The sequence below is a fragment of the Mesorhizobium sp. M1D.F.Ca.ET.043.01.1.1 genome, from assembly GCF_003952385.1.
Lineage (GTDB): Bacteria > Pseudomonadota > Alphaproteobacteria > Rhizobiales > Rhizobiaceae > Mesorhizobium.
The window spans coordinates 2,242,563-2,266,242 of record NZ_CP034444.1 but is presented as its reverse complement, the minus strand read 5'-3'; the positions used below and the strand labels follow the sequence as shown (position 1 = coordinate 2,266,242).

General features: G+C 59.7%; 26 protein-coding genes and 1 pseudogene. 11 read left to right on the top strand and 16 right to left on the bottom strand.

Going from position 1 to position 23,680, the window contains the following annotated elements; genetic code table 11:
* The first annotated feature begins 109 nt into the window (after positions 1-109).
* Positions 110-1,093 (top strand): hypothetical protein, encoded by a 984-nt coding sequence (locus EJ067_RS35805; RefSeq protein WP_348639525.1) that lies wholly within the window; start codon positions 110-112, stop codon positions 1,091-1,093.
* Between the two features lie 470 nt (positions 1,094-1,563).
* On the opposite strand, the gene EJ067_RS11180 is transcribed toward EJ067_RS35805, so the two are convergent.
* The 14 genes and pseudogenes from EJ067_RS11180 to EJ067_RS34535 all read right to left on the bottom strand — a co-directional run bounded on the left by EJ067_RS11180 (position 1,564) and on the right by EJ067_RS34535 (position 13,085).
* Positions 1,564-2,475, bottom strand: coding sequence for an SIR2 family protein (locus EJ067_RS11180; protein WP_126079056.1), 912 nt, complete (start codon positions 2,473-2,475; stop codon positions 1,564-1,566).
* A 40-nt stretch (positions 2,476-2,515) separates the two neighbouring features.
* On the bottom strand, positions 2,516-2,728 hold the full coding sequence (gene nifT / locus EJ067_RS11175) for a putative nitrogen fixation protein NifT (RefSeq protein WP_126079055.1): 213 nt from the start codon (positions 2,726-2,728) through the stop codon (positions 2,516-2,518).
* The gene (locus tag EJ067_RS11170; protein WP_126079054.1) at positions 2,725-3,051 is read right to left on the bottom strand and encodes a nitrogen fixation protein NifZ; all 327 of its coding nucleotides are present in this window, start codon (positions 3,049-3,051) and stop codon (positions 2,725-2,727) included. The genes nifT and EJ067_RS11170 overlap by 4 nt, the downstream gene beginning before the upstream one ends.
* A 91-nt stretch (positions 3,052-3,142) precedes the next feature.
* Positions 3,143-3,337: a 4Fe-4S binding protein gene (locus EJ067_RS11165; RefSeq protein WP_066993254.1), complete on the bottom strand. Its 195-nt coding sequence runs from the start codon at positions 3,335-3,337 to the stop codon at positions 3,143-3,145.
* A 32-nt stretch (positions 3,338-3,369) separates the two neighbouring features.
* Positions 3,370-4,851 (bottom strand): nitrogenase cofactor biosynthesis protein NifB, encoded by a 1,482-nt coding sequence (nifB, locus tag EJ067_RS11160; protein WP_126079053.1) that lies wholly within the window; start codon positions 4,849-4,851, stop codon positions 3,370-3,372.
* A gap of 251 nt (positions 4,852-5,102) precedes the next feature.
* The gene (gene nifA / locus EJ067_RS11155) at positions 5,103-6,860 is read right to left on the bottom strand and encodes a nif-specific transcriptional activator NifA (protein ID WP_126079052.1); all 1,758 of its coding nucleotides are present in this window, start codon (positions 6,858-6,860) and stop codon (positions 5,103-5,105) included.
* A 156-nt stretch (positions 6,861-7,016) separates the two neighbouring features.
* A complete protein-coding gene (locus EJ067_RS11150) occupies positions 7,017-7,316 on the bottom strand; it encodes a ferredoxin family protein (RefSeq protein WP_126079051.1) in 300 nt (99 codons plus the stop codon).
* A gap of 12 nt (positions 7,317-7,328) precedes the next feature.
* A complete protein-coding gene (locus EJ067_RS11145) occupies positions 7,329-8,636 on the bottom strand; it encodes an FAD-dependent oxidoreductase (RefSeq protein WP_126085787.1) in 1,308 nt (435 codons plus the stop codon).
* A gap of 11 nt (positions 8,637-8,647) precedes the next feature.
* Positions 8,648-9,754: an electron transfer flavoprotein subunit alpha/FixB family protein gene (locus tag EJ067_RS11140; protein WP_126079050.1), complete on the bottom strand. Its 1,107-nt coding sequence runs from the start codon at positions 9,752-9,754 to the stop codon at positions 8,648-8,650.
* Positions 9,748-10,620, bottom strand: a complete 873-nt coding sequence (locus tag EJ067_RS11135) for an electron transfer flavoprotein subunit beta/FixA family protein (RefSeq protein WP_126079049.1) — start codon at positions 10,618-10,620, stop codon at positions 9,748-9,750. Before EJ067_RS11135 ends, EJ067_RS11140 begins: the two co-directional genes overlap by 7 nt.
* A 184-nt stretch (positions 10,621-10,804) precedes the next feature.
* Positions 10,805-11,188, bottom strand: a complete 384-nt coding sequence (nifW, locus tag EJ067_RS35320; RefSeq protein WP_126079048.1) for a nitrogenase stabilizing/protective protein NifW — start codon at positions 11,186-11,188, stop codon at positions 10,805-10,807.
* Between the two features lie 102 nt (positions 11,189-11,290).
* Positions 11,291-12,427 (bottom strand): annotated as a pseudogene (nifS, locus tag EJ067_RS11130) (cysteine desulfurase NifS); the annotation flags it as partial.
* Between the two features lie 63 nt (positions 12,428-12,490).
* Positions 12,491-12,637, bottom strand: a complete 147-nt coding sequence (locus tag EJ067_RS34540) for a hypothetical protein (protein ID WP_189343234.1) — start codon at positions 12,635-12,637, stop codon at positions 12,491-12,493.
* A gap of 298 nt (positions 12,638-12,935) precedes the next feature.
* Positions 12,936-13,085, bottom strand: a complete 150-nt coding sequence (locus tag EJ067_RS34535) for a hypothetical protein (protein ID WP_189343233.1) — start codon at positions 13,083-13,085, stop codon at positions 12,936-12,938.
* 73 nt (positions 13,086-13,158) lie between these two features.
* On the opposite strand from EJ067_RS34535, the gene EJ067_RS11125 reads away from it, so the two are divergent.
* From EJ067_RS11125 to EJ067_RS11110, 4 genes are all read left to right on the top strand, one after another.
* The gene (locus tag EJ067_RS11125) at positions 13,159-15,015 is read left to right on the top strand and encodes an ABC transporter ATP-binding protein (RefSeq protein ID WP_126083527.1); all 1,857 of its coding nucleotides are present in this window, start codon (positions 13,159-13,161) and stop codon (positions 15,013-15,015) included.
* Between the two features lie 634 nt (positions 15,016-15,649).
* A complete protein-coding gene (locus tag EJ067_RS11120; RefSeq protein WP_126079047.1) occupies positions 15,650-15,853 on the top strand; it encodes a CCE_0567 family metalloprotein in 204 nt (67 codons plus the stop codon).
* Entirely contained in the window at positions 15,850-16,167 is a 318-nt protein-coding gene (gene fdxB, locus EJ067_RS11115) for a ferredoxin III, nif-specific (protein WP_126079046.1), read from the top strand. The genes EJ067_RS11120 and fdxB overlap by 4 nt, the downstream gene beginning before the upstream one ends.
* A complete protein-coding gene (locus EJ067_RS11110) occupies positions 16,164-16,817 on the top strand; it encodes a nitrogen fixation protein NifQ (RefSeq protein ID WP_126079045.1) in 654 nt (217 codons plus the stop codon). Before fdxB ends, EJ067_RS11110 begins: the two co-directional genes overlap by 4 nt.
* Here EJ067_RS11110 and rpoN read toward each other — a convergent pair.
* A complete protein-coding gene (rpoN, locus tag EJ067_RS11105) occupies positions 16,814-18,274 on the bottom strand; it encodes an RNA polymerase factor sigma-54 (RefSeq protein WP_126079044.1) in 1,461 nt (486 codons plus the stop codon). The two genes, EJ067_RS11110 and rpoN, sit on opposite strands and share 4 nt — an antisense overlap.
* 86 nt (positions 18,275-18,360) lie before the next feature.
* The gene (locus EJ067_RS11100) at positions 18,361-18,897 is read right to left on the bottom strand and encodes a peroxiredoxin (RefSeq protein WP_126079043.1); all 537 of its coding nucleotides are present in this window, start codon (positions 18,895-18,897) and stop codon (positions 18,361-18,363) included.
* Between the two features lie 1,025 nt (positions 18,898-19,922).
* Between EJ067_RS11100 and EJ067_RS11095 the strand changes: the two genes are divergently transcribed.
* From EJ067_RS11095 to EJ067_RS11070, 6 genes are all read left to right on the top strand, one after another.
* Positions 19,923-20,375 carry a hypothetical protein gene (locus EJ067_RS11095; RefSeq protein WP_126079042.1) on the top strand — a complete coding sequence of 151 codons (453 nt, stop codon included), beginning with the start codon at positions 19,923-19,925 and terminating at the stop codon, positions 20,373-20,375.
* 17 nt (positions 20,376-20,392) lie between these two features.
* Positions 20,393-21,610: a cytochrome P450 gene (locus tag EJ067_RS11090; protein ID WP_126079041.1), complete on the top strand. Its 1,218-nt coding sequence runs from the start codon at positions 20,393-20,395 to the stop codon at positions 21,608-21,610.
* 42 nt (positions 21,611-21,652) lie between these two features.
* Entirely contained in the window at positions 21,653-21,898 is a 246-nt protein-coding gene (locus tag EJ067_RS11085; RefSeq protein WP_126079040.1) for a ferredoxin, read from the top strand.
* A 210-nt stretch (positions 21,899-22,108) separates the two neighbouring features.
* Positions 22,109-22,648: a nuclear transport factor 2 family protein gene (locus EJ067_RS11080; protein WP_126079039.1), complete on the top strand. Its 540-nt coding sequence runs from the start codon at positions 22,109-22,111 to the stop codon at positions 22,646-22,648.
* Positions 22,599-22,892 carry a hypothetical protein gene (locus EJ067_RS11075; protein ID WP_126085785.1) on the top strand — a complete coding sequence of 98 codons (294 nt, stop codon included), beginning with the start codon at positions 22,599-22,601 and terminating at the stop codon, positions 22,890-22,892. Before EJ067_RS11080 ends, EJ067_RS11075 begins: the two co-directional genes overlap by 50 nt.
* Positions 22,889-23,428 (top strand): hypothetical protein, encoded by a 540-nt coding sequence (locus EJ067_RS11070; protein WP_126079037.1) that lies wholly within the window; start codon positions 22,889-22,891, stop codon positions 23,426-23,428. Before EJ067_RS11075 ends, EJ067_RS11070 begins: the two co-directional genes overlap by 4 nt.
* The last annotated feature ends 252 nt before the right edge of the window (positions 23,429-23,680 follow it).

Sequence of the window (23,680 nt, the reverse complement as noted above, 5' to 3'; positions counted from 1 at the left end):
TTGATGTGAGGCTAGTATGGACCCGCTAAATCGCAATCCATCCCGTGTGACAGCTTCCGTGCAGGACGCCGGCGTGGAAGAGGGGGGGCAAGCGGTCCAGGCGCGGCAAATGGGCGTTGAGCAGCACCTTGCCGAGGCCCGGAGGCTGTTCGATCAAGCTGACGAATCGCCAACCAATCCAGAGGAGCTTCTGCGGCTGGAACAGGGGTTCCGCGAAGTGCTTCAGCAAGCGCAGGATGGTCAAGCCGCCTCGTCTTTTTTCAGTGGCCCAAGGATGCCCGCTGGACCGGGTGACCTCAACAGCATCGTGGCGGACGCTTTCGCAGCGACCGCCTCTGGGCACGCCGGGGTTGAGGCCGCCGCCCCGCCAGAATTAACTGCCAGCCGACAGCAGATCCGGCCCTCACCGGATCCGGGCCAGGGCGACCACCTGCCAACCGGGTGGGTCATCAACAATGAACATTCCGCGGCACAGTTGCGGCCAGCGGAGATGCAGAGGGCCCTCAATACGCCGCAAGCCGCCGTCACTCAGCAGCCGCTCAGCGAAGTCGGCGTTTCAGGCGGCCGCGTGCCGATGCATCTCCCCATGCAGCAGTTGGGTGGATGGCCATTGGAAGGGGTACCCGTTCAAGGGACAGGGTCCGAACACATCGGAAGGCTGCATGCGGAGGCCGCGCGCTCCGCATGGCCTGAGCTCCCGGCTGCGCACTCCATAAACGTTTCATTCGCCGTCCCCAAAGGCTTCTTCCATGGGGCCCAACGCGTGCCTGACGCGATGCTCTCTTTCTCGGGCCGCTATAACCTCTTGCCGGATGCGGGCAAGGCCCGGCAAGTGAGCTTTGAGCAGCACGGGGCCGACCCGCTCCAAGGTGAACCTGTCGCGAGTGGCACCCGTGATCCCTTCTATCCCCATCTCTCCGACGAACACCTGGACTTTATTGATAATGTGATCCTCCACGGGGGAGGGCAACTTGGTTTTCGACACGGCGAAGCCAGACGGTACTCCGCGCAAGTTACTGGACGTAACGCGCATGCGCAATCTTGGCTGGAAAGCCAAAACCTCCCTTGGTGTCGGGTTGCGAGCGATGTATGAGGATTTTCTGCGCGTTCATGCGGCTTGACGTTGATGCACGCATCCTGGTTGGACTGCGCGGCCGACCGGGTGCAAGCTTGTTCAGTCAGGCCAAACAGAAGAGAGGGACGCATACACGCCTAGGCGGCCACAATATTGGCCTGCGCTAACGGTGCAAACCGGACCTATCCGCGACCGGCGATGCAGAGGATCAGTCGGAACCTTGCCCAAATGGGCCGCATTACCGGCCGCACCTGGAGGCTGTGCGTGAGCGCCGTCGACTCAAGCCGCCAGTTAGAACTGCTGCCGCAGCTTAGGAACCTGGCATCGCTACGAACGCCAACCGGGGCCCGCCATGCTCGGGGCATGCCTTATGGCAAGGCGGTACATGCGGTAATGGCGGACGTGGATGTATGCTGCTCGCAGCCGCAGGTGGGATCGTGTCCCCTAGGTGGTGTAGCTGACGGCCGTGCTCTCCGTCTGGGAATGGATCAAGCGATTGCACTTTTGCTTTCATGCAATGTCTTGCCCAGTCCGACCAGACGGGCCGCCGCTTGACCCGTAGGCATGTCAATGACCGTGATTGCCCTTTCTGCAAGGAAGCGCCGCTCGTTCCTGGTCAGCGTTGCTGTATCGATTGCCGCAAAATGTGGGCCATGAGAGCGCTTCATAATCTGTCGGGCATAGGTGCGTAGCATCTGATCGTTGAAGCGGCAGCCGAGGAAGAAAAGACCACGGCTGGCTCGCCGTTCCTTCACCAGGTCAGGGATCGGCGTTTGGATGTCGATTTCGCTCAGCACTTCAACGTAGTCGGAATCTGCCACGAGGAAGTTTGCGGCCGGCCTGGCACCGCCGTGAGGGGCGTAGAGAACCGTCTTCGCCGCTGGTGCGGATTCGAGTAATATCCCGGACAAATCGTAGGCTTTCGTCCAAATGTCACCGATCTCGTGCGCCCGTGTCACGCCCTGTATTTCGACGACGTCCGTTCGGCGGGCCTGTATTAGAGCCGCGCGCATGGCACCGTCGTACCAGCTGTCGACGATCACGGAGAGCGGCAGCGTTGCAAGCCAGGCATGCAAGATGGTCGGCACCACTGGGGCCGCGAATATTTCGGCCATCCAAACTTGAAGGGTCCGGCGGTGCCGGCGCTGTTCGATATACTGCGCTACCGACCACATGTTGGTGCGAATCTTCGAAGGGGCCGGCGTGCGCTTGTTGAGCGCTGCGGCAACGGCTTCGGGGGTATGCGGTACGGGCGGTCCCGCGGAGCGGATCTCAAGCAGACCTGGGCCGAGATAGGGGATGACCTCGTCGGCCGCGAGCGCTTTCTTCAAAAGGTCAAGCTGCCTTTCGGCAAAACTGTCCCGAACGACCACGAGGTGGCCTGAGGTCATTGTGTTCATGCTCGTATCCCTTTGCCGCTCTCTTGTGTCAACCCGACGGTCAGTCCTCGTCGGAAATCTTCCTTGCCTCCACGGTAATCGGCAAAGGCGTATCCCGCGGAAGGTCGGGCAGGACTAACCGCCAGCCGTTCTTCAGCGTCACAGCTCCACCCCATAAGTGTTCGTTGTCGACCTTGATGATCGGCTCTTCGATATCCTTTTTGGGAATATATGCCGACAAGCCAGCACCGGTCCTGCGGATCATTACCTTCATCCGGCCGTTCCTTCGTCAAACCCAGCGCCGATTTCGGCAGTGCAAGCAATCCCAGCCGTATCAAGGCTCATGAGTTCACGTGCACGCATGCCGACGACGGTGCCGCGATCGACCCATTCCACCGCATAGATGTAGAACTGCTGGAGAAAGGTGCCGATGTCGCGCACATAGCCTTGATCGCCCTTGCGCACCAGGTTTTCGCCGATCTCCTTGCCAGGATAGGTGCCGTCATTTTTTACGTGGCGAATGGCGCGGACACGCTCACCCGGCATGAATCGCGGGGGTGAACGGATTTCGACGTCCTGATCGCGTCCGAGGCTCATGGCCGTTCCTTTCTCGCGGCTGCAGCTTTTCAACAGCGGATCAATGGTCCGGCGCAGGCGCCTCGACCGTGTCGGTGGCCGAAATGGAGGTTCAGGCGGGGACGCAAGTCTTCGACACCGGACATACCGAGGCGCATTGCTGCGTTTCGAAGGCCCCCTCGCATTCGGTGCACTTTTTCGGATCGATCACGTAGGCCTCGCCCTTGAACTTGATCGCTCCGGAAGGGCATTCAAACTCGCAAGCGCCGCACTGGGTACATTGGGAAGCGATGATCTTAAAGGCCATTTTCAACTCCGGTTCGGTTGGAATGAGACGGCTCAGGCCGTCGCCGCCAGTGGCTCGCCCCCAAATTCGGCGGCGTAAAGCGCGCCGATGGCGGTCTCGATGTAGTCATACCCGTAAGCATCCGTTGCTCGGATGCCGCCTTCCTTGAGTCGATCCTCTGGGCAATTTCCAATTCTCGCGCACAGCAAGATGTCTACGCCTTCGAGCGTAGAGATGAGGCCGTCGAGACTCTTGTCCTCGGCCCAGCCGCCGAGGCAATACTGCTCGACCTTGCGATGACCGACGAAGCTGATCCCTTTCGGCGAGGCCTCATAAACCTGGAATTCCTTCGCATGGCCGAAATGCACGTTGATGCGGCCGCCACCCTTGGTCGCTACCGCGACAAGAAGCGACTTGCCGGAGCTCGCGGTCTTCACCATCCCGAGCGCCTCGCTCTTGGCCGCCATGCGATCGCCCCGCTCGCGCGCGACCACCGCCCGATAGGTCTCGCGCTTGCTGGCGTTGTAGGTGACCTTGTCGGGAAGCCGGTCGAGCGTGAATTCCTGGCCGCGATCCTCGCCGAGCAGGCCGACAGCATCGGCCCGGCACTGCCGGCAGTGGCGCATCAGCTTGGCGCCGCCCTCGAGACGATCCTGAAGGGCCTTCAGCTCCATTGCCTTGGGCCAGCGCTGCCCGCTCAGGCCGTAATGCGTACCGTGTGCCGGGTCGGAAATCAGCGGCATGACATTGTGCAGGAACGCGCCGCGCTCCTTGACCCATTTATTCACCTCGATCAGGTGCTCGTCGTTCACCCCGGGGATCATTACCGAATTGATCTTGGTCAGGATGCCGCGCGCCGTCAGCATCTCCAGCCCCGACATCTGTCGTTCGTGCAGGATCGTGGCTGCCTCGACGCCGGTATAACGGCGGTGATCATAGAAGATCCACGGGTAGATCTTGGTACCGATCTGCGGGTCGACCATGTTGATGGTGATCGTCACGTGATCGACATTCATTTCGGCAAGCTCGGCGACGTGGTCTGGCAGCGCGAGCCCGTTGGTGGAGATGCACAGCTTGATATCGGGGATTTCCTTGGCGACCCGTTCAAATGTCGCCCTTGTGTTCTTCCAGTCGTAACAGGCATCGCCCGGTCCGGCGATGCCAAGTACGGAAAGCTGCGGCACTTCGTTGGCGACCTCGATCACCTTGCGCAGCGCCTGGTCGGGCGTCAGTCTTTCCGAGACGACCCCGGGCCGGCTCTCGTTGGCGCAGTCATATTTGCGATTGCAGTAGTTGCACTGGATATTGCACGCCGGGGCGACCGCCACATGCATTCGCGCGAAATAGTGGTGCGCTTCCTCTGAAAAGCAGGGATGATCCTTGATCTTCTCCCAGACAGCTGTGTCCATCTCGTGCGGTTTTGCGGAGGAGCCGCAGGATGAAGATGCGCAACCAGTGGATTTCGCTCTCGCCGGCGACTGATCGAAAAATGTCGTGCCGGAAAGGTCCTGTGGCGAAATCATCGGTGCGGACATCGACCGGCTCCGTGCGTGGTGTGAACATCGCACTTCAGAGCGCAAGAGATATGCCAACTCGAAAAGCGGTCTTTATCCATTATGTTGGCTCTTACGTCGGCCTTTTGTGCCCAATTGTGTCAGTTTCCTGCGACACGGGTTTGTCAGGTCCCCGACAACAACAAAACGTGGTCGCGAAACGTACCGTGTTGTCTCAGTTACGTCCGTTGCGGGGAGCAACCGTACCCCAAATGTGATGTCATCAATGACGTTTAGAACTTCTTCACGCCGATACGATGCCGGCGCAAAGCATAGCCGACCTGGCGCGGCGTGAGACCGAGGACACGAGCCGCCCTGGCCTGAACCCAGCCGGCCTTCTCCATCGCATCGATCAGCCGGTCGCGTTCCGTCAGACGCGGGTTCATTGCAGGGCAGGCGGGATGGTTGGGGTCGCAGGTCTTGCCGGGCGATGCCTCATCCTGTGAGGCGCCGACTCGCGGGGCAGGCATCGGCGATGCAACCGGCATCATATTGCCACGTGCGGACTCGTCGACGGCATAGCCGCCATGTGAACGGGCGACTCCTTTCCACAGAAGCGAAGAAAGGCACTGGCTGTTCTGGCAGGCGAAATCCGACGGAGTTATTGTCGTTGAACGCGCAAGTGTAGCCGTCCGTCGCACACAATTCTCCAACTCACGCACGTTGCCAGGGAAATAGCATTGCGAGATCAGGTCAAGCGCCGACGGCGTGAAGGCAAGATCGCGATGGTTCTCCTTGTTGAATCGGTCGAGGAGAGCTTTCGCAAGGCGTGGAATATCGCCCGGCCGTTCTCTGAGGGGAGGCAGGACTATTGGCACCACATTGATGCGGTAATAAAGGTCGGCCCTGAACTCTCCATTCCGGACAGCCGCCTCGAGGTCCTTATTGGTGGCGCATATGAGCCGCACATCAACCTTTAGGGTCCTAGTGCCGCCCACTCGCTCCAGTTCTCCTTCCTGCAAGACGCGCAACAGCTTGGCTTGAAAGGCAGGCGAAATCTCGCCGATTTCATCAAGCAGCAGGGTTCCGCCATTCGCCAATTCGAACCGGCCGGCGCGCTGCAGGATAGCCCCGGTGAAGGCGCCCTTCTCGTGCCCGAAGAGCTCCGATTCCAAAACACTTTCGGGCAGTGCGGCGCAGTTCAATTTGACGAAGGATTTCTCACTTCGATGTGAAAGCTTATGGATGGCCTGCGCAAAGAACTCCTTGCCGGTACCGCTTTCGCCTCGCAGAAGCACGGTGGAATTGGTCCTGGCCACGACCGAGACGATCTCGAGCACCTGCTTGAGTGCGGGACTTTCTCCAATGATTCCGTCGATCTTGACATGCGGACGCGGGGCCGAACGGGTCCTATCCTCGTCGAGCGACTCCTCTGGTCTCGGTTGCTCGATAAGTGGCTGACGAGCTGTGCTTAAAGTGCGATGGAGGCGGATGGTCCGGCCGACCAGATTGGCGACCATGGCCAGGAAGCGTAAGTCCTCCTCGTAGCAGAACCTGGTGGTACCGTTCCTGACGCGGTCAATCGACAGTGCCCCGAAGATCTTTTCCTCTGCCTTTAGCGGGACACCGATAAAGGCAGTTGCGGTCGTATCGCTGCTCGATTGAGGATCAGCCTGAAATAGCTCAGACGTGCGTGTGTCTTGTATGACGATCGGCACTCCGGTAGCGGCGATCTTGTCTATTACGGCCTGGGGTACGACGCTGCCGGCGCCTGATTGAGGCACAGTGCCGCCGCTAGTTGCGCTAATCTGCGGCTGACCTTCAGCGTCCAGGACGACGATTGCACCACGACGCATTTGCACAAACGAGGAGAGGACATTCGCGACATTGGCAAGCGTAATCTCCAGCCGGGCCGGGGCAGTCAGAAGCTTGGATATCTCGTAGATTCCCCTGAGCAAGCTGTCCGCATTGCGCACGGCTTCGACCGCAGGTTCAGGCGGGGTGTTCCGAGATGCAATTTCACCGACCTGATCTCGAAGCATGTGAGCCATGCAAACACCTCAAGGGTTGTCCAAGGTGCTCCTCCCGAGCCCTTTCTTGTATTTTGAGTAAAGAAACATAGTATTTTCAGCTTTTCGCTAATTGCGAACGATGTTGACGGATGTTGACCGCAATTGCGAACCTCTCATTCTCGCTCTTTGTGCCAGTCATCCGAACTTGAAGAGGACCCCGAAGCCGCCGCGCGGGTAATTCCACACGATCTCACCGCTGGCCTCGCACAGCACGCGACAGGTGCCGCATTCCATGCAGCCGTCGGGAGTGGTTTCCACCTGGCCCTTGTCGTTCAGCTCATAGCACTTAGCGGGGCAGATGTGTGTCAGCGCGAGCAGGTTCGCGCTCGGCCTCTCGTGGGGTTGCACTTTGATATGCGGGCGGCCCGGATCGACCAGATAGCGATTCTGGTAAAGCTTCTCCTCGACGCGTAGCTTCGTCACGGCGATGGTCATCCTGTTTCTCCTTCAGCGCCATGCGAGTGCCAGGCGGACCACATCGTTGATCAGCCCCCAGCGCGAACGCGCCTTGATGAAGGCAGCAGTGGTCGCCTTTTCCTTCTCGATTTTAGGGGTGCCGTCGACCCGCATGAAGTTCTGCGCGGCCTTCGACATCAACTGCGGGTAAGTCATGAAGAAATTTCGGGAGTTGGTGTGTATCAGGGCCGGCATGTCCTTATATTTCCGCAGGTCTTTGACTACGAAGGACTTGTCCAGCATGGTCTTGTAGAGGGCGAGGTTCTTCCTGATCATCGGCTGGTTGCGGCCCTTGATCTCAATGATCGCCTCGCCGGCGATGCGACCGGAAGTCATGGCAAGGTTCGAACCCTCGCGGTGAATAGCGTTGTTCAGTTGGGCGGCATCGCCGACCGCGACCCAACCGTCACCGAAGAGCTGCGGAATTGCCTTGTAGCCACCTTCGGGAATGAGATGCGCGGAATACTCCTTGACTTCCGAGCCCGCGATCAGCGGCCGGATCGAAGGATGGTTTTTAAATACATCGAGGAGAACGTATGGGCTCTCCATTGTCTTGGCGAAATCGGAGACGAGGCAGCCGATGCCCAGAGAGATCGACTCCTTGTTGGTGTAGAGGAAGGCAAGTCCGGCCATGCTGCGGGAGATCGTGCCCGCCGCTTCGATCACGCAGCCTTCGTCGCCCTGGAGGCCGAAGCGCTGCTCAATGACCTCATCGGGTAGGAAGTGCATTTCCTTGACAGCGAGCGCCACGCTTTCTGGCTTCGGCATCTTGCGCAGGCCGGCCCGTGTACCGAGCAGTCCGTTGACACCTTCCGCGAGCACGACGACGTCCGCGTAGATCGGCCCGCCAGCCCGGTCGGTGCGCACGCCGATCACCTTACCTTGGCCATTGCGGACGAGTTCGGTCACCGTCGTCTCGCACAGAACCGTCGCGCCGGCCGCGCGCACCTTGCGCGAAAACCACTTGTCGAATTGGGCGCGGATGATCGTGTAGCGATTGGGCCTCGCCTCGTTGAAATCATCCGACCGATACTGCATCCCGGTGTGGGAGGTGTCGTCCATCACCCAGAATCGCTGCTCGACCAAATGCCGCTCGAGAGGCGCATCATTCCGGAAATCCGGGATGATTTGCTCCAACATGTCGGCGTACATGATGGCGCCCTGGACATTCTTGGAGCCCGGATACTCGCCGCGCTCCAACTGCAGCACCGTCAGGCCCTGGCTTGCCATAGTGTAGGCGGCCGCGTTTCCGGACATACCGGCCCCGACGACGATGGCGTCGAATTCTTCCTCGATCATGGCCGTCTCCCTTAGCTCGCAAGCTTGTCGTGGCTGTGCGGCGACAGCCGCCGGGTGAAGGCTTCCGTCAATGCCGGCAGGAAACGGATCGCATCGGTTACGATGCCGAGGTGGGCAAAGTCGAAGATCGGGGCGTTCGGGTCGGTGTTGATGGCTACGATCAGATCAGCCCCCTCCACGCCAACCCGATGCTGAATGGCGCCGGAAATCCCGGCCGCTATGTAAAGCTTTGGCCGAATGGTCTTGCCGGTTTGGCCAACCTGCCGATCGGCCGGCATCCAGCCCTTCTGGACCAGCGGGCGCGAACAGCCATATTCGGCGCCGATTGCCCGCGCTAGATTCTTCACAAGCTGCAAATTCTCCGCTGAGCCGAGGCCGAGGCCTCCTGCAATCACGACGTCGGCGTAAGCGAGATTTGCCTTTGCCGATTGGCGATCGAGGTTGAAGCCAAGGACTTTGGTGATGATCTCTTCCTCGGTCATCGACAGCTTGTGCCGGATGACACGCCCGACTGGCTTATCCGTCCGCGGTGGCATGGCCATAACCCGCGGTCGTACGGTAGCCATCTGCGGCCGGTAGTTGAGCGTATAGATCGTGCATAGCAAGGAACCGCCGAAAGTCGGACGGGTCGCGGCGAGCGAACCGTCAACATCCACATCGAGTTCGGTACAGTCGGCAGTGAGCCCTGTCAGCAAGGTCGTCGCTACTGAGCCAGCGAGATCCCTCCCGAGCGTGGTCGCACCGAGAAGCAGGATCTCCGGTTTGTGGGTATTGACCAGATCCGACATCGCCTTGGTGAAAGGCTCGTTGCGATAGTCGGCAAGCAGCGGCGCCTCGACGAGGTAGACAAGGTCGGCGCCGTAAGCGAAGGCCTCGGCAACGGCATGCTGGGTGGCCTCACCCGGCGGTCCGAGCACGATTCCCGCAAGCTGGATGCCAAGCTTGTCGGCGAGCTTGCGGCCTTCGCCAATCAGTTCGAAGGAGACGGGATGGACCTCGCCGCGTTCCAGTTCGATGAAAACCCAGACATGCCGATAGTCCCTAAAGTGCTCAGGCAATTCCTTCTTGATGCCGGCACGGCCGGCGGAAGGAGGGGCTTCGCGGTTCGCGTTCAACATCTCTCTCCTTGCCGCCACTGGCCGCCGTCGAAGGCGAGTTCGTGTTCCAGCGCTGGCTGGCGGGTGAAGATTGCGGCGATCAGTTCGTCGGCGAGGTCATGCTGCGTCTTGTCGGTCATGTCGATCTGCGTCGCCTTTTCCGCCCGCGTGGTAGGGGCGAAAACGCGCTTGACGACCGTCGGCGAGCCGCGCAGGCCGCATTTGTTGAGGTCCTCAATGCCAGCTTCGGCCGCGCTCCACTTCTCGATGTGGCTGCGCGCGGCGCGCATGGCATCGTCGAGCGAGCCCCTGCGGATTTCGTTGGTGCCTTCCAGCATTGTGATGAGGCAAGGCAGCCTGCTTCTCAGCATCTGTGTACCGCCTTCCGAACGGCGCTTGACAGTGATCTCGCGTGCATCAAGATCGATAGAGGCGATCTTCGCCACATAGGTGAACTGCACGAGGCCGAGGCGCTTGGCGATGCCGGGCCCGACTTGGGCGGTATCGCCGTCAATCGTCTGCTTGCCGGCGAATACGATGTCCGGCGCGCCGAAGGTCTCGCCAATTCTCACGATTGCCCGAGAAAGCGCGAAGGAGGTCGCCAGCGTGTCGGAGCCGGCAAAACAGCGGTCCGTCAAGAGTACCGCGCGGTCGGCGCCGTAGGTGAGCGCCTTGCGCAGCGAATCTTCTGCCATCGGCGGACCCATCGTAAGCACGGTGATCTCGCCGCCATGGGCGCCGCGCAATCTAAGTGCCTCTTCGAGGGCGAACAGGTCGTAAGGGTTGATGATGGTCGGCACGCCCTGGCGCATGATCGTGTTCGTCACCGGGTGGACACGGATCTGCGCGGAGTCCGGCACCTGCTTGATACAGATTACAATGTGCATTGCGTCCTTCTCGGCTCCAACCCGCAAGCGGCCCTGGCGTTCATCTCCTTCGCAGCATCATTCGTGCCAACCGTTTTGCGTTGCTCTGTCCCCTTTGAGATGGGTTGTTTTCTTCCGAAAGGTGCCGTCGTGATGACCGGATTTGTCGGCTTTTCGACATTGTCGCGTCGCAACCGTGTCGCGCTCATTCTGTCCCGAACCGCCTCAAGATCGAATCGAACGGGACAAAGGTGTGGTCCCGAGTGGCCGGTTTGTCCGGATCGTGCTCTTCGAGAACCTTGAAGACCCGGTGCGTGAGTGGCGAGGATGTCGCGAAATCCTCATAGGCGCGTTCCAACGTCGCACGCGCCCGCGCGGCGATCACCCCGTCAGGAAGACCGGCGAAATCCTCTTCAGCGAGGTATTGGCCCATGCGCTTCATGATATGGAGCCGCGAGACATTGAGCACCTTCGGATCATAAGAGATGCCAAGGACTGCGAAGAACTCCTCCGCAGCCGACAGGCTCTTCAGCCGGGCGAGGATGTCGGTGACATCGATGGCACAGCTTTCAGCGAAACAACTGCGCATTGCATTTTCCTTGACCGGAAACGGCGGCCGGGGTTGCGTCGTCGCCCAGACCTGGAACCGATTGAAGTCCTCTGACCTGGCTGGCGAAGACGGGGAAAGGTCTCGCAGCTTCTTAACGATCCCGGGCATGACCTCGAGCACCCGGTCGACGTCCTCCTCGCCATTGTTGCGCGAAAAGGAGAAACGGATTGCGCCGTGTGCCGCGCTATTGGGGATATTCATCGCCACCAAGACGTGGCTCGGCTCCAGCGAGCCGGACGCGCAAGCAGAGCCGGAGGAGCAGGCGATGCCCTCGCGATTGAGGAAATGCAGTATGCCCTCACCTTCGATATGTTCAAAGGCGATGTTTGCGGTGTTCGGTAACCGCTTCAGTAAATCGCCGGCGACGAAGGTGTGTGGGATGCGCTGGAGAAGTTCTTTCTCCAGGCGGTCGCGCAACGCCTTTACCCGTGTGTTCGCGTCGTCCATGAATTTCAAGGCAAGATCGGCTGCCACGCCGAGGCCGACGATGCCTGGCGTATTCTCCGTGCCCGCGCGGCGGTTGCCCTCCTGGCGCCCCCCCTTGATCAGCGGAGAGAAGCGCACGCCGCGCTTTACATAAAGTGCGCCGACCCCTTTCGGTCCGTGTAATTTGTGACCGGAGAGAGACAGCATATCGATTGCCGCCGATTTCAAGTCGATCGCAAGCTTGCCGACCGCTTGCACCGCGTCGGTATGGAAAAGGGCGCCGACTTCCTTGGCCAACTCAGCAAGCTCGACCACCGGGAAGATCGTTCCGGTCTCGTTGTTCGCCGACATGATCGAGACGATCGCCACGCGCGAGGTGACGGCGGCCTTATAGCTGTCGAGGTCGAGCCGGCCGTGGCGATCCACCGGGATCCTATGCACCTTGATGCCGCGCGTCTTCTCAAGGTGGGCGCAAAGCGTCAGCACGGCCGAATGCTCGACGGCGGAAGTCACGATCTCAATACGCTCAGGCATCACCTCGAGCGCCGAAAGTATCGACGCGTTGTCGCTTTCCGTCCCGCCCGAGGTGAACGTGATCTCGTCGTCGAACTCCGCGCCGATCAGCGTTTGCACCTGCAGGCGCGTCTTTCTCACCGCCGCCCCGGCGGAAGCACCAAAATCGTGGCTCGACGAAGGGTTGCCGAATTGGTCCGTAAAAAACGGCAGCATTGCTTGAACGACTTCAGGATCGACCCGTGTCGTTGCGTTGTTGTCCAGATAAACAGGCCTCATGGATGTGATCCTTCTCCTGAGCGCAATCACGCAAAGCGCACGCGCGGTCTGTCATGATGATGGCTAGCCGAAGGAGTTGCCGCCGCCACACTCGGCCCGCTCGCTTCTTGGAGCCGGCGCGGCCGCCCGCCCCGACTTGATGCGCCAGCCTTGCGCCGGCCCGAGAAAGCGCGGTCTTTTGGCCACGGCGTTTTCGGTGTGCTGGATCATGGACTGTTTCTCCTTCAGGCCGGGACGCGTTCGCGAACAGCTACGCATGGACTGTGCCAAAGAAGGAAATCATTTCAAAACAGCATGGTGGTCCAACACTGCTATGTCGCATGTCCGACATCCGCGGGAATTGTTCAACGCGCAACGCCATTGAATCGGGCGTGAATTCCGCTTCGCGTGAGGAGCAATTCTGTCGGCCGTTCGCCACGGATGCCCGCGCGACCAATGCGTCCTGTCGGGTTTGTCGGGTGCGCGACACGGCGCTGTTCCGCCCCGCTCCCTGCTGAGATCTCGTTTGTCATTGAAGAATATGCAGAAAATTCTTCTGAGCTTCTTTCCGAGCCTTTGGCACGGCTATTGCGGTTCTCTCCTCGTAAGGCAGCGCGTGCCCGATATTCATCTCGCGGATGACGTCGCGATCGATGGAACGAAGGAAAGAAAGCAGCATGTCAGGTCCAGATCAGCTACCCTCGTTCCGAGCGAAGTTTTCGTCCTCACACAAACCTTCCATTCCAGGTTTCTTGAGACCGAGCGTCCTGGTGCGCTCGTATAAAGCCAGGCGTCGTTTTCACATCGATCTGCGCGGCGCCGCCTTTCGCGACGTTTTCGCCTTCACCATACGCCACTGGAGCAGGCAGCCGGTCCGGCTCGCGATCATTATGATCGCGGTGCTTGTCGCAACGCTCCTCGACGTCCTGACGCCGCTCTATTCCGGACGGCTCGTAGACGCGGTCGCCCAAGGAGCGGCAGCCGACGCCGTCGTGTGGGATGCGGCTCTTGCGGCCTTTTCAATGTTGATTGCGCTCACACTCGGCGCCGTCGTCATGCGCAACGTCGCATTCATTGCCATCAATGACTTCATTCTGAACATGATGTCCGACATCGCCAGCGACGCGTTCCATCGCGTCCAGCGCTTTTCGACCGATTGGCATGCGAAAACCTTCGCCGGCTCGACGGTGCGCAAGATCACGCGCGGCATGTGGGCGCTCTGCCTCTTCAATGACACGATCCTTCTCGCGTTGTTACCCTCGCTCATCATGCTCGTGGGCTCGAGCGTTCTGCTCGGCTGGTACTGGCCGATGATGGGGCTGATCATCGCCTGCGGCTCGGTTGGCTATGTGGCGCTGATTATTATCCTGTCGCTCGGCTATGTGGCGCCAGCGGCAAGCCTTGCCAACAACTGGGATACGAGGTTTGGCGGCTCCCTCGCGGACGCGATAAGCTGTAACGCGGTGGTCAAAGGCTTCGGCGCCGAGGTGCGGGAAGATTATCGGCTCGAGAAAGTCATCTCCAAGTGGCGGCACCGCACCCGCCGGACCTGGGTGCGCGGGACGGTCAGTGGTGCATTCCAGGGAATCATGCTTCTTGCGATGAGAGCGGCTTTGATCGGCTATGCCTTATTTGTGTGGTCACGCGGCCAGGCTACTCCAGGTGACATCGCCTTGGTGCTCGCGTCTTTCACGGTCCTGTATGGCTACTTGCGTGATGTTTCCAAACACGTGCGCAACATCCAGCACTCTGTAAATGAGATGGAGGAATTGGTCCAAACCTACAGCCAGCCGCCCGACGTGGCGGATGTTCCGGGCGCCAAGCCGATCCGGATCACGAAGGGTCACATCGATTTTGAGAGCGTCCATTTCCACTACGGCAATCATTGGTCGCCATTCTACAGCGACTTGTCGATTTCGATTGAGGCCGGCGCACGGGTCGGTCTGGTCGGCCCCTCTGGCTCCGGCAAGACCACCTTCGTCAAGCTCATCCAGCGGCTTTACGACCTGGATGCTGGACGAATCTTGATCGATGGGCAGGACATCTCGCGGGTGACGCAGGCCTCGCTGCGCTCGCAGATCGCGATCGTACAGCAGGAGCCCCTTCTGTTCCACCGCTCGCTGGCCGAGAACATAGCCTATGGGCGGCCGGGTGCTTCTCGGTCCGACATTGAGCAGGCGGCGCGGCTCGCCAGCGCGCATGACTTCATTGCGCGCCTGCCGAACGGCTACGCTACGCTGGTCGGCGAACGCGGCGTGAAGCTTTCAGGCGGCGAGCGCCAGCGTGTGGCGATAGCGCGCGCCTTCCTCGCCGATGCCCCGATCCTGATTCTGGACGAGGCGACATCGAGCCTCGACTCGGAATCGGAGGTGCTGATCCAGAAGGCGATGGAGCGGCTCATGGTCGGGCGCACCACGCTCGTCATTGCGCACCGGCTCTCGACGGTGCGGGAACTCGACCGGCTGCTTGTCTTCGACCGCGGTTGCATCACCGAGCAGGGCGACCATGCCATGCTGATCCGTCACGACGGCATCTACCGCCGCCTGTTCGAACGGCAGGCCTTGGAGCTGACAAAGGGGTGGGATGAGACCACTGTGCAACGCGGTTGAACGCGGCGTGAATTCAGCTTGCCTCTCCAGCAATCCTGTCGGGCCGTTGCTGAAAAAGCGGCCGCAACCTGTCGCCGGATCTTTCGAATCCACGACACGCCTGGTGCCGACCAGTCTTCATGCCGCGCTCTCGAGTAAGCCGATGAACGGGAGGCAGGCAATTCTTTATGAGCTTCGTCCTGCGTTCCCGGCACGGCGCTTGAGGCTTCCTCCTGAGGCGGCAGCCGCGCGATCATTTAGATCCTGCTTGATGCGATCATTGGAGCGAAGGAAAGCAACGCGCCGGGTCCGCGGCAGATACGCGTTCTCCGGCATAAAGGTGTCGCCAAAATCGACTCCCGCCCAGCATGCGCTAACCCCCCGGGTCGACGTCGGGCACAAGATCTTGATTGTCGCTGCGACCCACCGCTCTTATGCCGAACTCGAAGCTGCAACATACGGACCTGCGTCCCGCCGCGCGGGATTGCATAAGCTGGCTGTAGCGTCTCCCATGCACCATCGGCATCAACGGTTCGGCTCGAGATGTTTCGAAAACTCGCCGAGGTCAGTACGAAACCGGCGATGCGGTCGCGGCCTTCGAAGCGCGTCCCGACATGGTGCGGGCGTAAGAAAACCGGCTTGCGAGGAGGAGATCATGTTAGACCGTGAAATGTTGCAGAAGAAGGTCCGCAAGCTGCAGTCGCGCGCGGGAGCCGCCAAGATGGAATTGCACGGCCTTGCCGAGGACCTGCCGCTCAACTGGACCGAGATCAAGGCGGTCGCCAGGAAAGCCTCCGGGATTTTTGCCGAATTAAATGCGGCAGAGGAAGAGCTCGCGGCGTTGGAGAATTCACAATGACGGGCGCTTTTGTCACCCGCGACGGCTCTCCATGGACGCCGCACTATCTGACGGCGATCGATCGCGCGACCTGCATCGGCTGCGGCCGCTGCTTCAAGGTCTGCTCGCGCGAGGTCATGCACCTTCATGGCGTCGATGACGCAGGCGAAATCCTGGGCATCTGCGCGGGCGAGGACGACGACTTCGACGGCGAACTCAACCGCATGGTCATGATCGTCGACCATGCCGGCCGCTGCATCGGCTGCGGTGCCTGCGGCCGCGTCTGCCCGAAGAACTGCCAGACCCACCTTGCGGCCGACACGCTAGCTGCATGAGCTGGGGACAAGACCAGGAGAACGGCGCCACGTTCGCACATCACTATGGCTGTTTAAGCACCAGCCAATGGCCGCCGACCGACCAGGCGACGGCGTTCGACCAGCATGTGCTTGCATGTGTTATCTACCTCGCGCTGGAGGAGGTTGAGGCCGGCAAGGCGACCGCGACCGAAGCAACCGGCCTTTCGCGCGCCGATCTGCGAGATCTCGTTACACGCTGTTTCCCCGCTATGCCCGTCAACGCCTTCGCGCTGGAAAAGCTCACTGATCCCGAGCCGGATATGGAGGAAGGGCTTCTGCGCTGCCTGCTCATTGGGCATGCCAGGCCAGGCGATCCGGCGAGCACCCTCTTCGCCAAGATCATCGCCAGGCGTAGTTTGCGCAATGACCATCTGTGGCAGGACCTTGGCCTTTTGAATCGCGCCGAGCTCAGCCGCTTGATCGCCAGGCATTTCCCGGCGCTGGCGGCCGGCAACACCAACAACATGAAATGGAAGAAGTACTTCTATCGTAAGCTCTGCGAGGCTGAAGGCTTTTCGCTATGCACCGCGCCCAGTTGTCAGGAGTGTCGAGATTTCGAAAGCTGTTTTGGCCCGGAGGAAGGCCAAAGCCACTTGGCACGGGTCAAGGACGGGTTCGCATTGGATTAAGAGCCACTTTCGTGGGCGCCGCCGCCCGGGCTTGATTGGCATCGAAGCCACACGCGCTTTTCCCGGCGACGTCGCGAGGAGGACGGGATGTTTAGCGCCTCACGATATTTCGCAACCGTACGGCGAGCAATGTCAATCCCCGTTTCCTTGAGCCGGGTGGCGATGTCGTCGTCGGAAAGCACTTCGTCGGGCGATTCCAAGGTAACCATCGCCTTGATACGATGGCGGACAGCTTCGGCGGAGTGCGCGTCGCCGCCTTCGAAGGAGGCGATCGCGACGGTGAAAAAATACTTCAGCTCGAACACGCCACGCGGGGTCAGCATGTATTTGTTCGACGTCACCCGGCTTACCGTCGACTGGTGCACGTTGACCGCATCCGCGACAGTCCTGAGACTGAGAGGCCGCAGGTGGTCGACGCCGTGTTCCAAAAAAGCGTCCTGCTGGCGGATGATTTCAGCCGCGACCTTGAGGATTGTCTTGGCGCGCTGATCAAGGCTGCGGATTAGCCAGTTCGCGTTTTGGAGGCATTCGTTGAGAAATGCCTGATCTTTCGAATTGTGCGTGCTTAGGCGCGAGACCTCGGCAAAATAGGTTTGGTTCATCAGCACTTTGGGCAGCGTGTCTGGATTGAGTTCGATTTGCCATCCGCCTGCGGGCGAGGGCAGGACCAAGACGTCGGGTATGATCGCTTCAGGCCCTCCGGATTGGAATCGGTTTCCAGGCTTGGGATCGAGCGCGCGGATTTCGTGCAACATATCGAGAAGGTCGTCTTCGTCGACACCGCAGTGGCGCTTCAATGCCTGAAAATCGCGTCGCGCTAGCGCTTCAAGATTGGCGACCAGCGCTGCCATCGCCGGGTCGAACCTGTCTAGCTGCCGCAATTGTATCTCAAGGCATTCGCTGAGAGTTCGCGCAAAAATCCCCGGTGGATCGAACTGCTGCAAGGTTCCGAGAACCCGTTCCACGTCAGCCTCCCGGACATTCAGGCTGCTGGCTAGTTCCGAAAGGTTCACCTGAACGTACCCGTTGTCTTCCAGATAACCGGCAAGCTCGCCAGCTATTCGCCGCTCCAGCGGCGCGAATGCGCTGAGAGCGATCTGACGAGCGACATGGTCGTGCAGTGTTTCGGTGGACGTGCAGGTATCTTCGAGAGCATTGTTTCCCCCCGTTGCGACATTGTTTTTGCCGCGGATTGATTTCCACTCCGAGGCCCGATCCGATATTCCGCCCGTCGTCGGTCCGATGTGGGGGTTTTCGGCCGAGATCGACGGAGTATCCTTCGGCGCCCGGCCATCGTTTGATGCATGTTCCAGAAAGGGGTTCTTCTCGATTTCCTGCTCGACGAACTGATGCAGTTCGGGATGCGCCAGTTGCAGCAGGCGAATTGACTCCATCATTTGCGGTGTCAAAACGAACGATTGCTTCTGACGCTGAAGCAGGCTTGCTGAGGACTGCATGGTTAGCGTGAAACTCCTACCGAGCGACTCTTGGCCTTGTGCAGTGGGATCTTTCGAGACGTTGGCTCTTCTGGATCATGCGGCCGTCACGGATTTGCTGCTTTCAGCGTTTCAAGGACGTTCTGTGGCGACGATGTGCCATAGGGGTCGGTCTCGCAGTTGTCGCAGAAACCGTCCTCCTCGAACCACCGCTCCACCACGCCATTGTTGATGACGGCAGCGTAGCGCCAGGAGCGCATGCCGAAGCCGAGATTGTCCTTGGCAACCAGCATGCCCATCTTGCGGGTGAACTCGCCCGAGCCGTCTGGGATGAGCTGGACTTTCTCCAGCCCCAGGGCCTTGCCCCAGGCATTCATGACGAAGGCATCGTTGACGGACATGCAGTAGATCGCGTCAACTCCCTCCTTCTCGAACTCGTCGTAGAGCTCTTCGAAGTTGGGCAGTTGATAGGTCGAGCAGGTCGGGGTGAAGGCGCCTGGCAGCGAGAACAGTATGACGCGCTTGCCGACAAAGTAGTCGTCGGATGTCTTTTCTTCCCAACGGTATGGATTTGGCCCTTGGACTGAATCATCGCGAACACGCGTTAGAAAGGTGACGAAAGGAACCTTTTTTTTGACGGTCATCAATGTTGCTCCTGGAGTAAAAACTGATGCGCTGCTTTTTCGGTTGAAACTGACACGGCATCGATCTCGGCCGAAAATTCCGCCGAGCGCCCCGCGCTCGCGTGCCGGCCTTGGATCAGCCGTGGCAACACCGCTCGCGAGCACGCGCGTTTGAAGAAAACGAGGTCTCGAATTGTGGCAACGAGAACTGTTTCACTACGCACTTGTATGGGGCGTCGCGATGTCAGCAATGGTCTTGCTCCTGTCCACCTTGTGATGGGTTCTGCCACGTATGACGCAAGCGCTATGCCATTCGATTCTAGGCAGGGGTTCACAGTGATTTTTGCAGCGACACTCTTTGCCTTGAGCGGCCAGAAACCATGCCTTCGCCGAGACAGAGCGCGCCCATAATCACCTGATCGTGAGCTCTGGGCAGAGGGGATCCTCTTTAGCCGTATCAAGGCCCGAGCCTCTTTTGTCCGAAGCTGGACAACAATGTCGGAAGTCGGACCAGAGGGTCGCCCGGTCGCCGGCGCAGAGAATATGTGGCTCGTATTCGGAGCGAAAATCTGGGGCTCATACTCGGAACGAGGGACAGGAGTCGATCGGGTTAACTTGACGAGGGTCCCTATTGGCCTCCGTTCTCAGGATTGAGCCGGCTGACGGGCCTACGCGCTTCGCCCTATCGAGGCTCGCAGACAGCTTCGAAATCGGCAATGGGTACAAAAAAGCCAGCACGTCCTTTAGCAAGCTGGCCATTTGCATCTTCCTGAACTGCGCTTGCGTGAGGCGGGCACTGTCCCGAGGTGACGGGAAAACCGCCTTGCACTCGCGGAGCATTTTGAAGCTGCCGCGACCTTGCTGTCAGGTCTGTCAGGTCCGCGACACGGCTGTGCTCCGCCACGCTTGCGGCTGCGAAGTCACTCAAACTGTTGAACGGTATATAGAAAATCTCCTGCAGGGCTCTTCCGCGCCGCTGGCACGATTTTTGAAGCTCTCTCGTGAGGCGGCAGGTACCGCCTAGCGTTCATGTTGTGGGTGACACCGTGATCAATGCAACCAAGGAAGACAACATGTCGGGTACGCGTCGAGCCGATCTGTCCAAAGGCATCGCCTGTGAAAGCCCGACCGGCGTGACTGGCGTGGACACCCGCAGTTCGCCTGGCACCGGCCAAAGGCCATCGATCGAGGAGCAGATGAGATTCGACCAGCATGTTTGCTCATGCCCTCATCGCCTGCGCTCGCGGAAATCGGCGAAGCGATGTCGACGGGTACCGCCTCTCGCGTGCCGCGCTACCGATGTCCTGGAAGAGATGACCGGCCTGAACCCGTTGTGGGAAAGAGCTTCATTTCCGACTCCCCATTCGAAGCTGGAAAACGCTGCTTCTCCGACGATTTCGCTCGTAGGCTCTTTGGCGGGCAGGCAGCGGTCTGGCCAAGACGGCAACAAGCTTCCGGATGGCCAAGATGCCATGCCGCGCGGCCTGGTTAATGGTTAGACGGCAGGAGAAATCCAATGGCGATCAACCCGGTTCCGGATCATGTCCCGCCCGAAATGGTGAGAGACTTCAGCCTGTTCACATCGCCAGGCATGCCACCAACGCCCAACGGGGATCCACACGCAGCCGTCGCTTGCGCCCATGACGGGCCTCCAATCTTCTATTCCCCCTACAACACGCAAGATGGCCGGGGCACCTGGGTCATCACCCGCGCCGCAGACCAGCGTAAGGTGTTGCAGGACGCTGAAACTTTTTCCAGCCATCGCAGCATCTTCTCCTCTATACTGGGCGAAACCTGGCCGACGATCCCGCTTGAGCTCGATCCACCGGCCCATGGCGTCTTTCGCTCGCTACTCAGTCCGCTGCTTTCGCCCAAGCGGGTGACGGCACTGGAACCGGCTATCCGTGAGCGAGCGATAGCCCTGATCGACGGGATCACCGCATCGGGCACGAGCTGCGACGTCATGAAGGATTTTGCCTTTCCGTTCACTGTCAGCATCTTCCTTCGCTTTCTGGGGTTGCCGGATCAGGGACTCGATACATTTGTCGGCTGGGCGAAAGATCTGCTCCACGGCAACGATGTGGAACGACCTGTGGCTGCCCGCAAGATTGTGGCTTTCATCGACGAACTTGCAACCAATCGCCGCAAGGATCCGGTCGACGATCTCATGACCTTCATCGTGCAGGCACAGGTCGAGGGCCGCCGGCTAACCGACGAGGAGATCCGTGGCATCGGCGTGCTTGTCTTCGTCGCGGGACTTGACACCGTCGCAGCAGCTATAGGCTTTGACCTGGCTTATCTAGCGCGCAACCTCAAGGATCAGGAACTGCTGCGCAGCGAACCGGACCGCATCCTGCTCGCAACCGAAGAATTGCTGCGGGCCTATCCGCCCATTCAGTTGATCCGCGTGGCTACGAAAAATATCGACTTCGAAGGCGCGCCGATCCGAAAGGGGGACTATGTGTCCTGCGCCACGATGATTGCAAATCGCGACCCGGAGGAATTCGACTCCCCCAACACGGTCGATCTGGCGCGAGAGCACAACCGCCACGCCGCCTTTGGCTATGGTCCCCACCGTTGCCTTGGCTCACACCTTGCCCGGCGCGAGATTGTCATTGGCCTGGAGGAGTGGCTGGCGCGCATACCGACCTTCCAGATCAAGGAGGGTACAGCGCCCATCACCTCTGGCGGCCATGTGTTCGGGATCGAAAATCTGATCCTGGACTGGTCATGACCATGCTGTCCCGAGCCATGCCAAGACAATGGAGGCAGCGCTATGCGCATTATCGCCCACAATGCCAAATGCCAGGGTCACGCGCGATGCTCGGCGCAAGCGCCCGAGATCTTCAAGCTTGATGACGAGGGCTACATCCTGCCGGGTGACATTGAGGTTGCGGAGGGGGAGCAACTGCGTGCGTCACAAGGCGCGCGATCCTGCCCCGAACGTGCGCTGGAAGTCGATCGCACATCGGCCGCGCGGTTCGAACCAGCCGCCATTCAACCAAGAGCTGGGGAAGATTAGGTGGAATCGACGAGACGTAGCCCCACACCGCAAAGCAAGGCGTCCGGCCGCTTCCCTGCCTACCTCCTCTCCCGCATCGAGACCTCCATGACACGCACACGACACGTGAAGTTCGCCTCCGTTCTGGCTTCTTCAATTGCCGATGGGTTCGTCCTTGCACGCACCTAGAGGCGCGAAACGCCTTCCAATCTCAGAATTTGCGACAGAGCGATGGGCCAGGAAAAAATCACCGAATTACTCGACCGCGAGGCGATCCGCGACTGCCTTTATCGGTACTGCCGCGGTATAGACCGCGCGGATGAGGCTGCGCTGCGCAGTGCGTATTGGCCCGATGCGCATGACAATCACGGCGCCTATTGTGGCTCAGCCGAGGGCTTCATTGAGTTTGCGCTTGGTGTCTTCAAGACCGGACCGCGCTTAATCCACCAGATCACGAACGTATTGATTGAATTCATCGATCCGGCGGAGGCCGTGGTCGAGAGCTATTTCACCGCGCTGCAACGCGGACCAGACAACGACGGAGAAGCACGCCAGGTGCTCCTCTGCGGCCGTTACTGCGATCAGCTTCAGAAGAGGGAAGGGGCGTGGCGCATTGCCGAACGGACCGTGGTTTACGATTGGTTCGAAGAGCAGACCCCACCAGCGGTCCCCGAGGAAGAGCGGTTCGGCTTGCGGCAACCTATCGGAGCAGCGCATCCCAATGACCCGGTTTACGCGCTCAGGAAGCGCCGCAGCTCGTCATCAAAATGAAAATGCGATGCTTGCCACCCCAATGCTTTCCAACGTCCCAACTGGAGAGCCGCATCGCGGGAGCGGTCCCGGAACGCTACGCGATTATCGCGAGCACATCGATGTGCTGTGGCCCGGCGATGTCGTCTCCTACAAGGCGCATGTTCGCGGCAAGGGCTTGGGCAGCGCACGAATTGTCTATTTTCACGGCGTTCCGAAGCCGCCGGCAGTCGATGAATCTTGGGTGACGGAGTATTGGAATTGACCTGCATTGTAGGCTTGGTTTCCGGCAAGGAAGTATTGATTGGCGGCGACAGTGCCGGAGTTTCGCGGCTTGACCTTATAGTAAGGTCTGACTCCAAGGTGTTCCGAAATGGCCCGTTTGTAATCGGCTTTACAACATCATTTCGGATGGGACAACTACTCGCCCACTCTTTCACTCCGCCAGTTCGCCGGACAGATCAGGATGTATATGCATTCATGGTAACTGACTTTGTAAATGAAGTCAGAGCCTGCCTAAAAAACGGCGGATATGCTGTGCGTGTAAACGAAGCAGAAAAGGGTGGGGATTTTCTGGTAGCTTACGAGGGACGTCTTTTTGTAATTAGTAGCGACTATCAGGTAGGAGAAAATATGGATGGAATCGCGGCTTGCGGTTGCGGCGCACAAATAGCCCTTGGCGCGATGTTCGCCACGCCGAAAGTAAACCCCAAAGAGAGAGTTATTTTGGCGCTTCAGGCGGCAGAAAACTTTAGCGCGGGCGTCAGGGGTCCATTTCTGATCGTCTCCAGCAAAGAATGATCGATCCGGGGAAGGTCTGCCTGTTCATTCCGGGCCACCTGAAAAAGTTCAAGCTCGATCTGTTCAATCGCATAGGCGACAGGATCAAAGCCGCCGGCGGGCAAATCGTCAGGGCGGAATTCGCGGCGCTCGATCGCTTGCCTGACGCGATCATTCCGATCGTCGGATGCACGCCCGAGCTCAAGCGGTTCATCGACAAATGGCGCAGGACGGGGCGCCGATGGATACTGGGATCGCGGCTATGCCCGACGC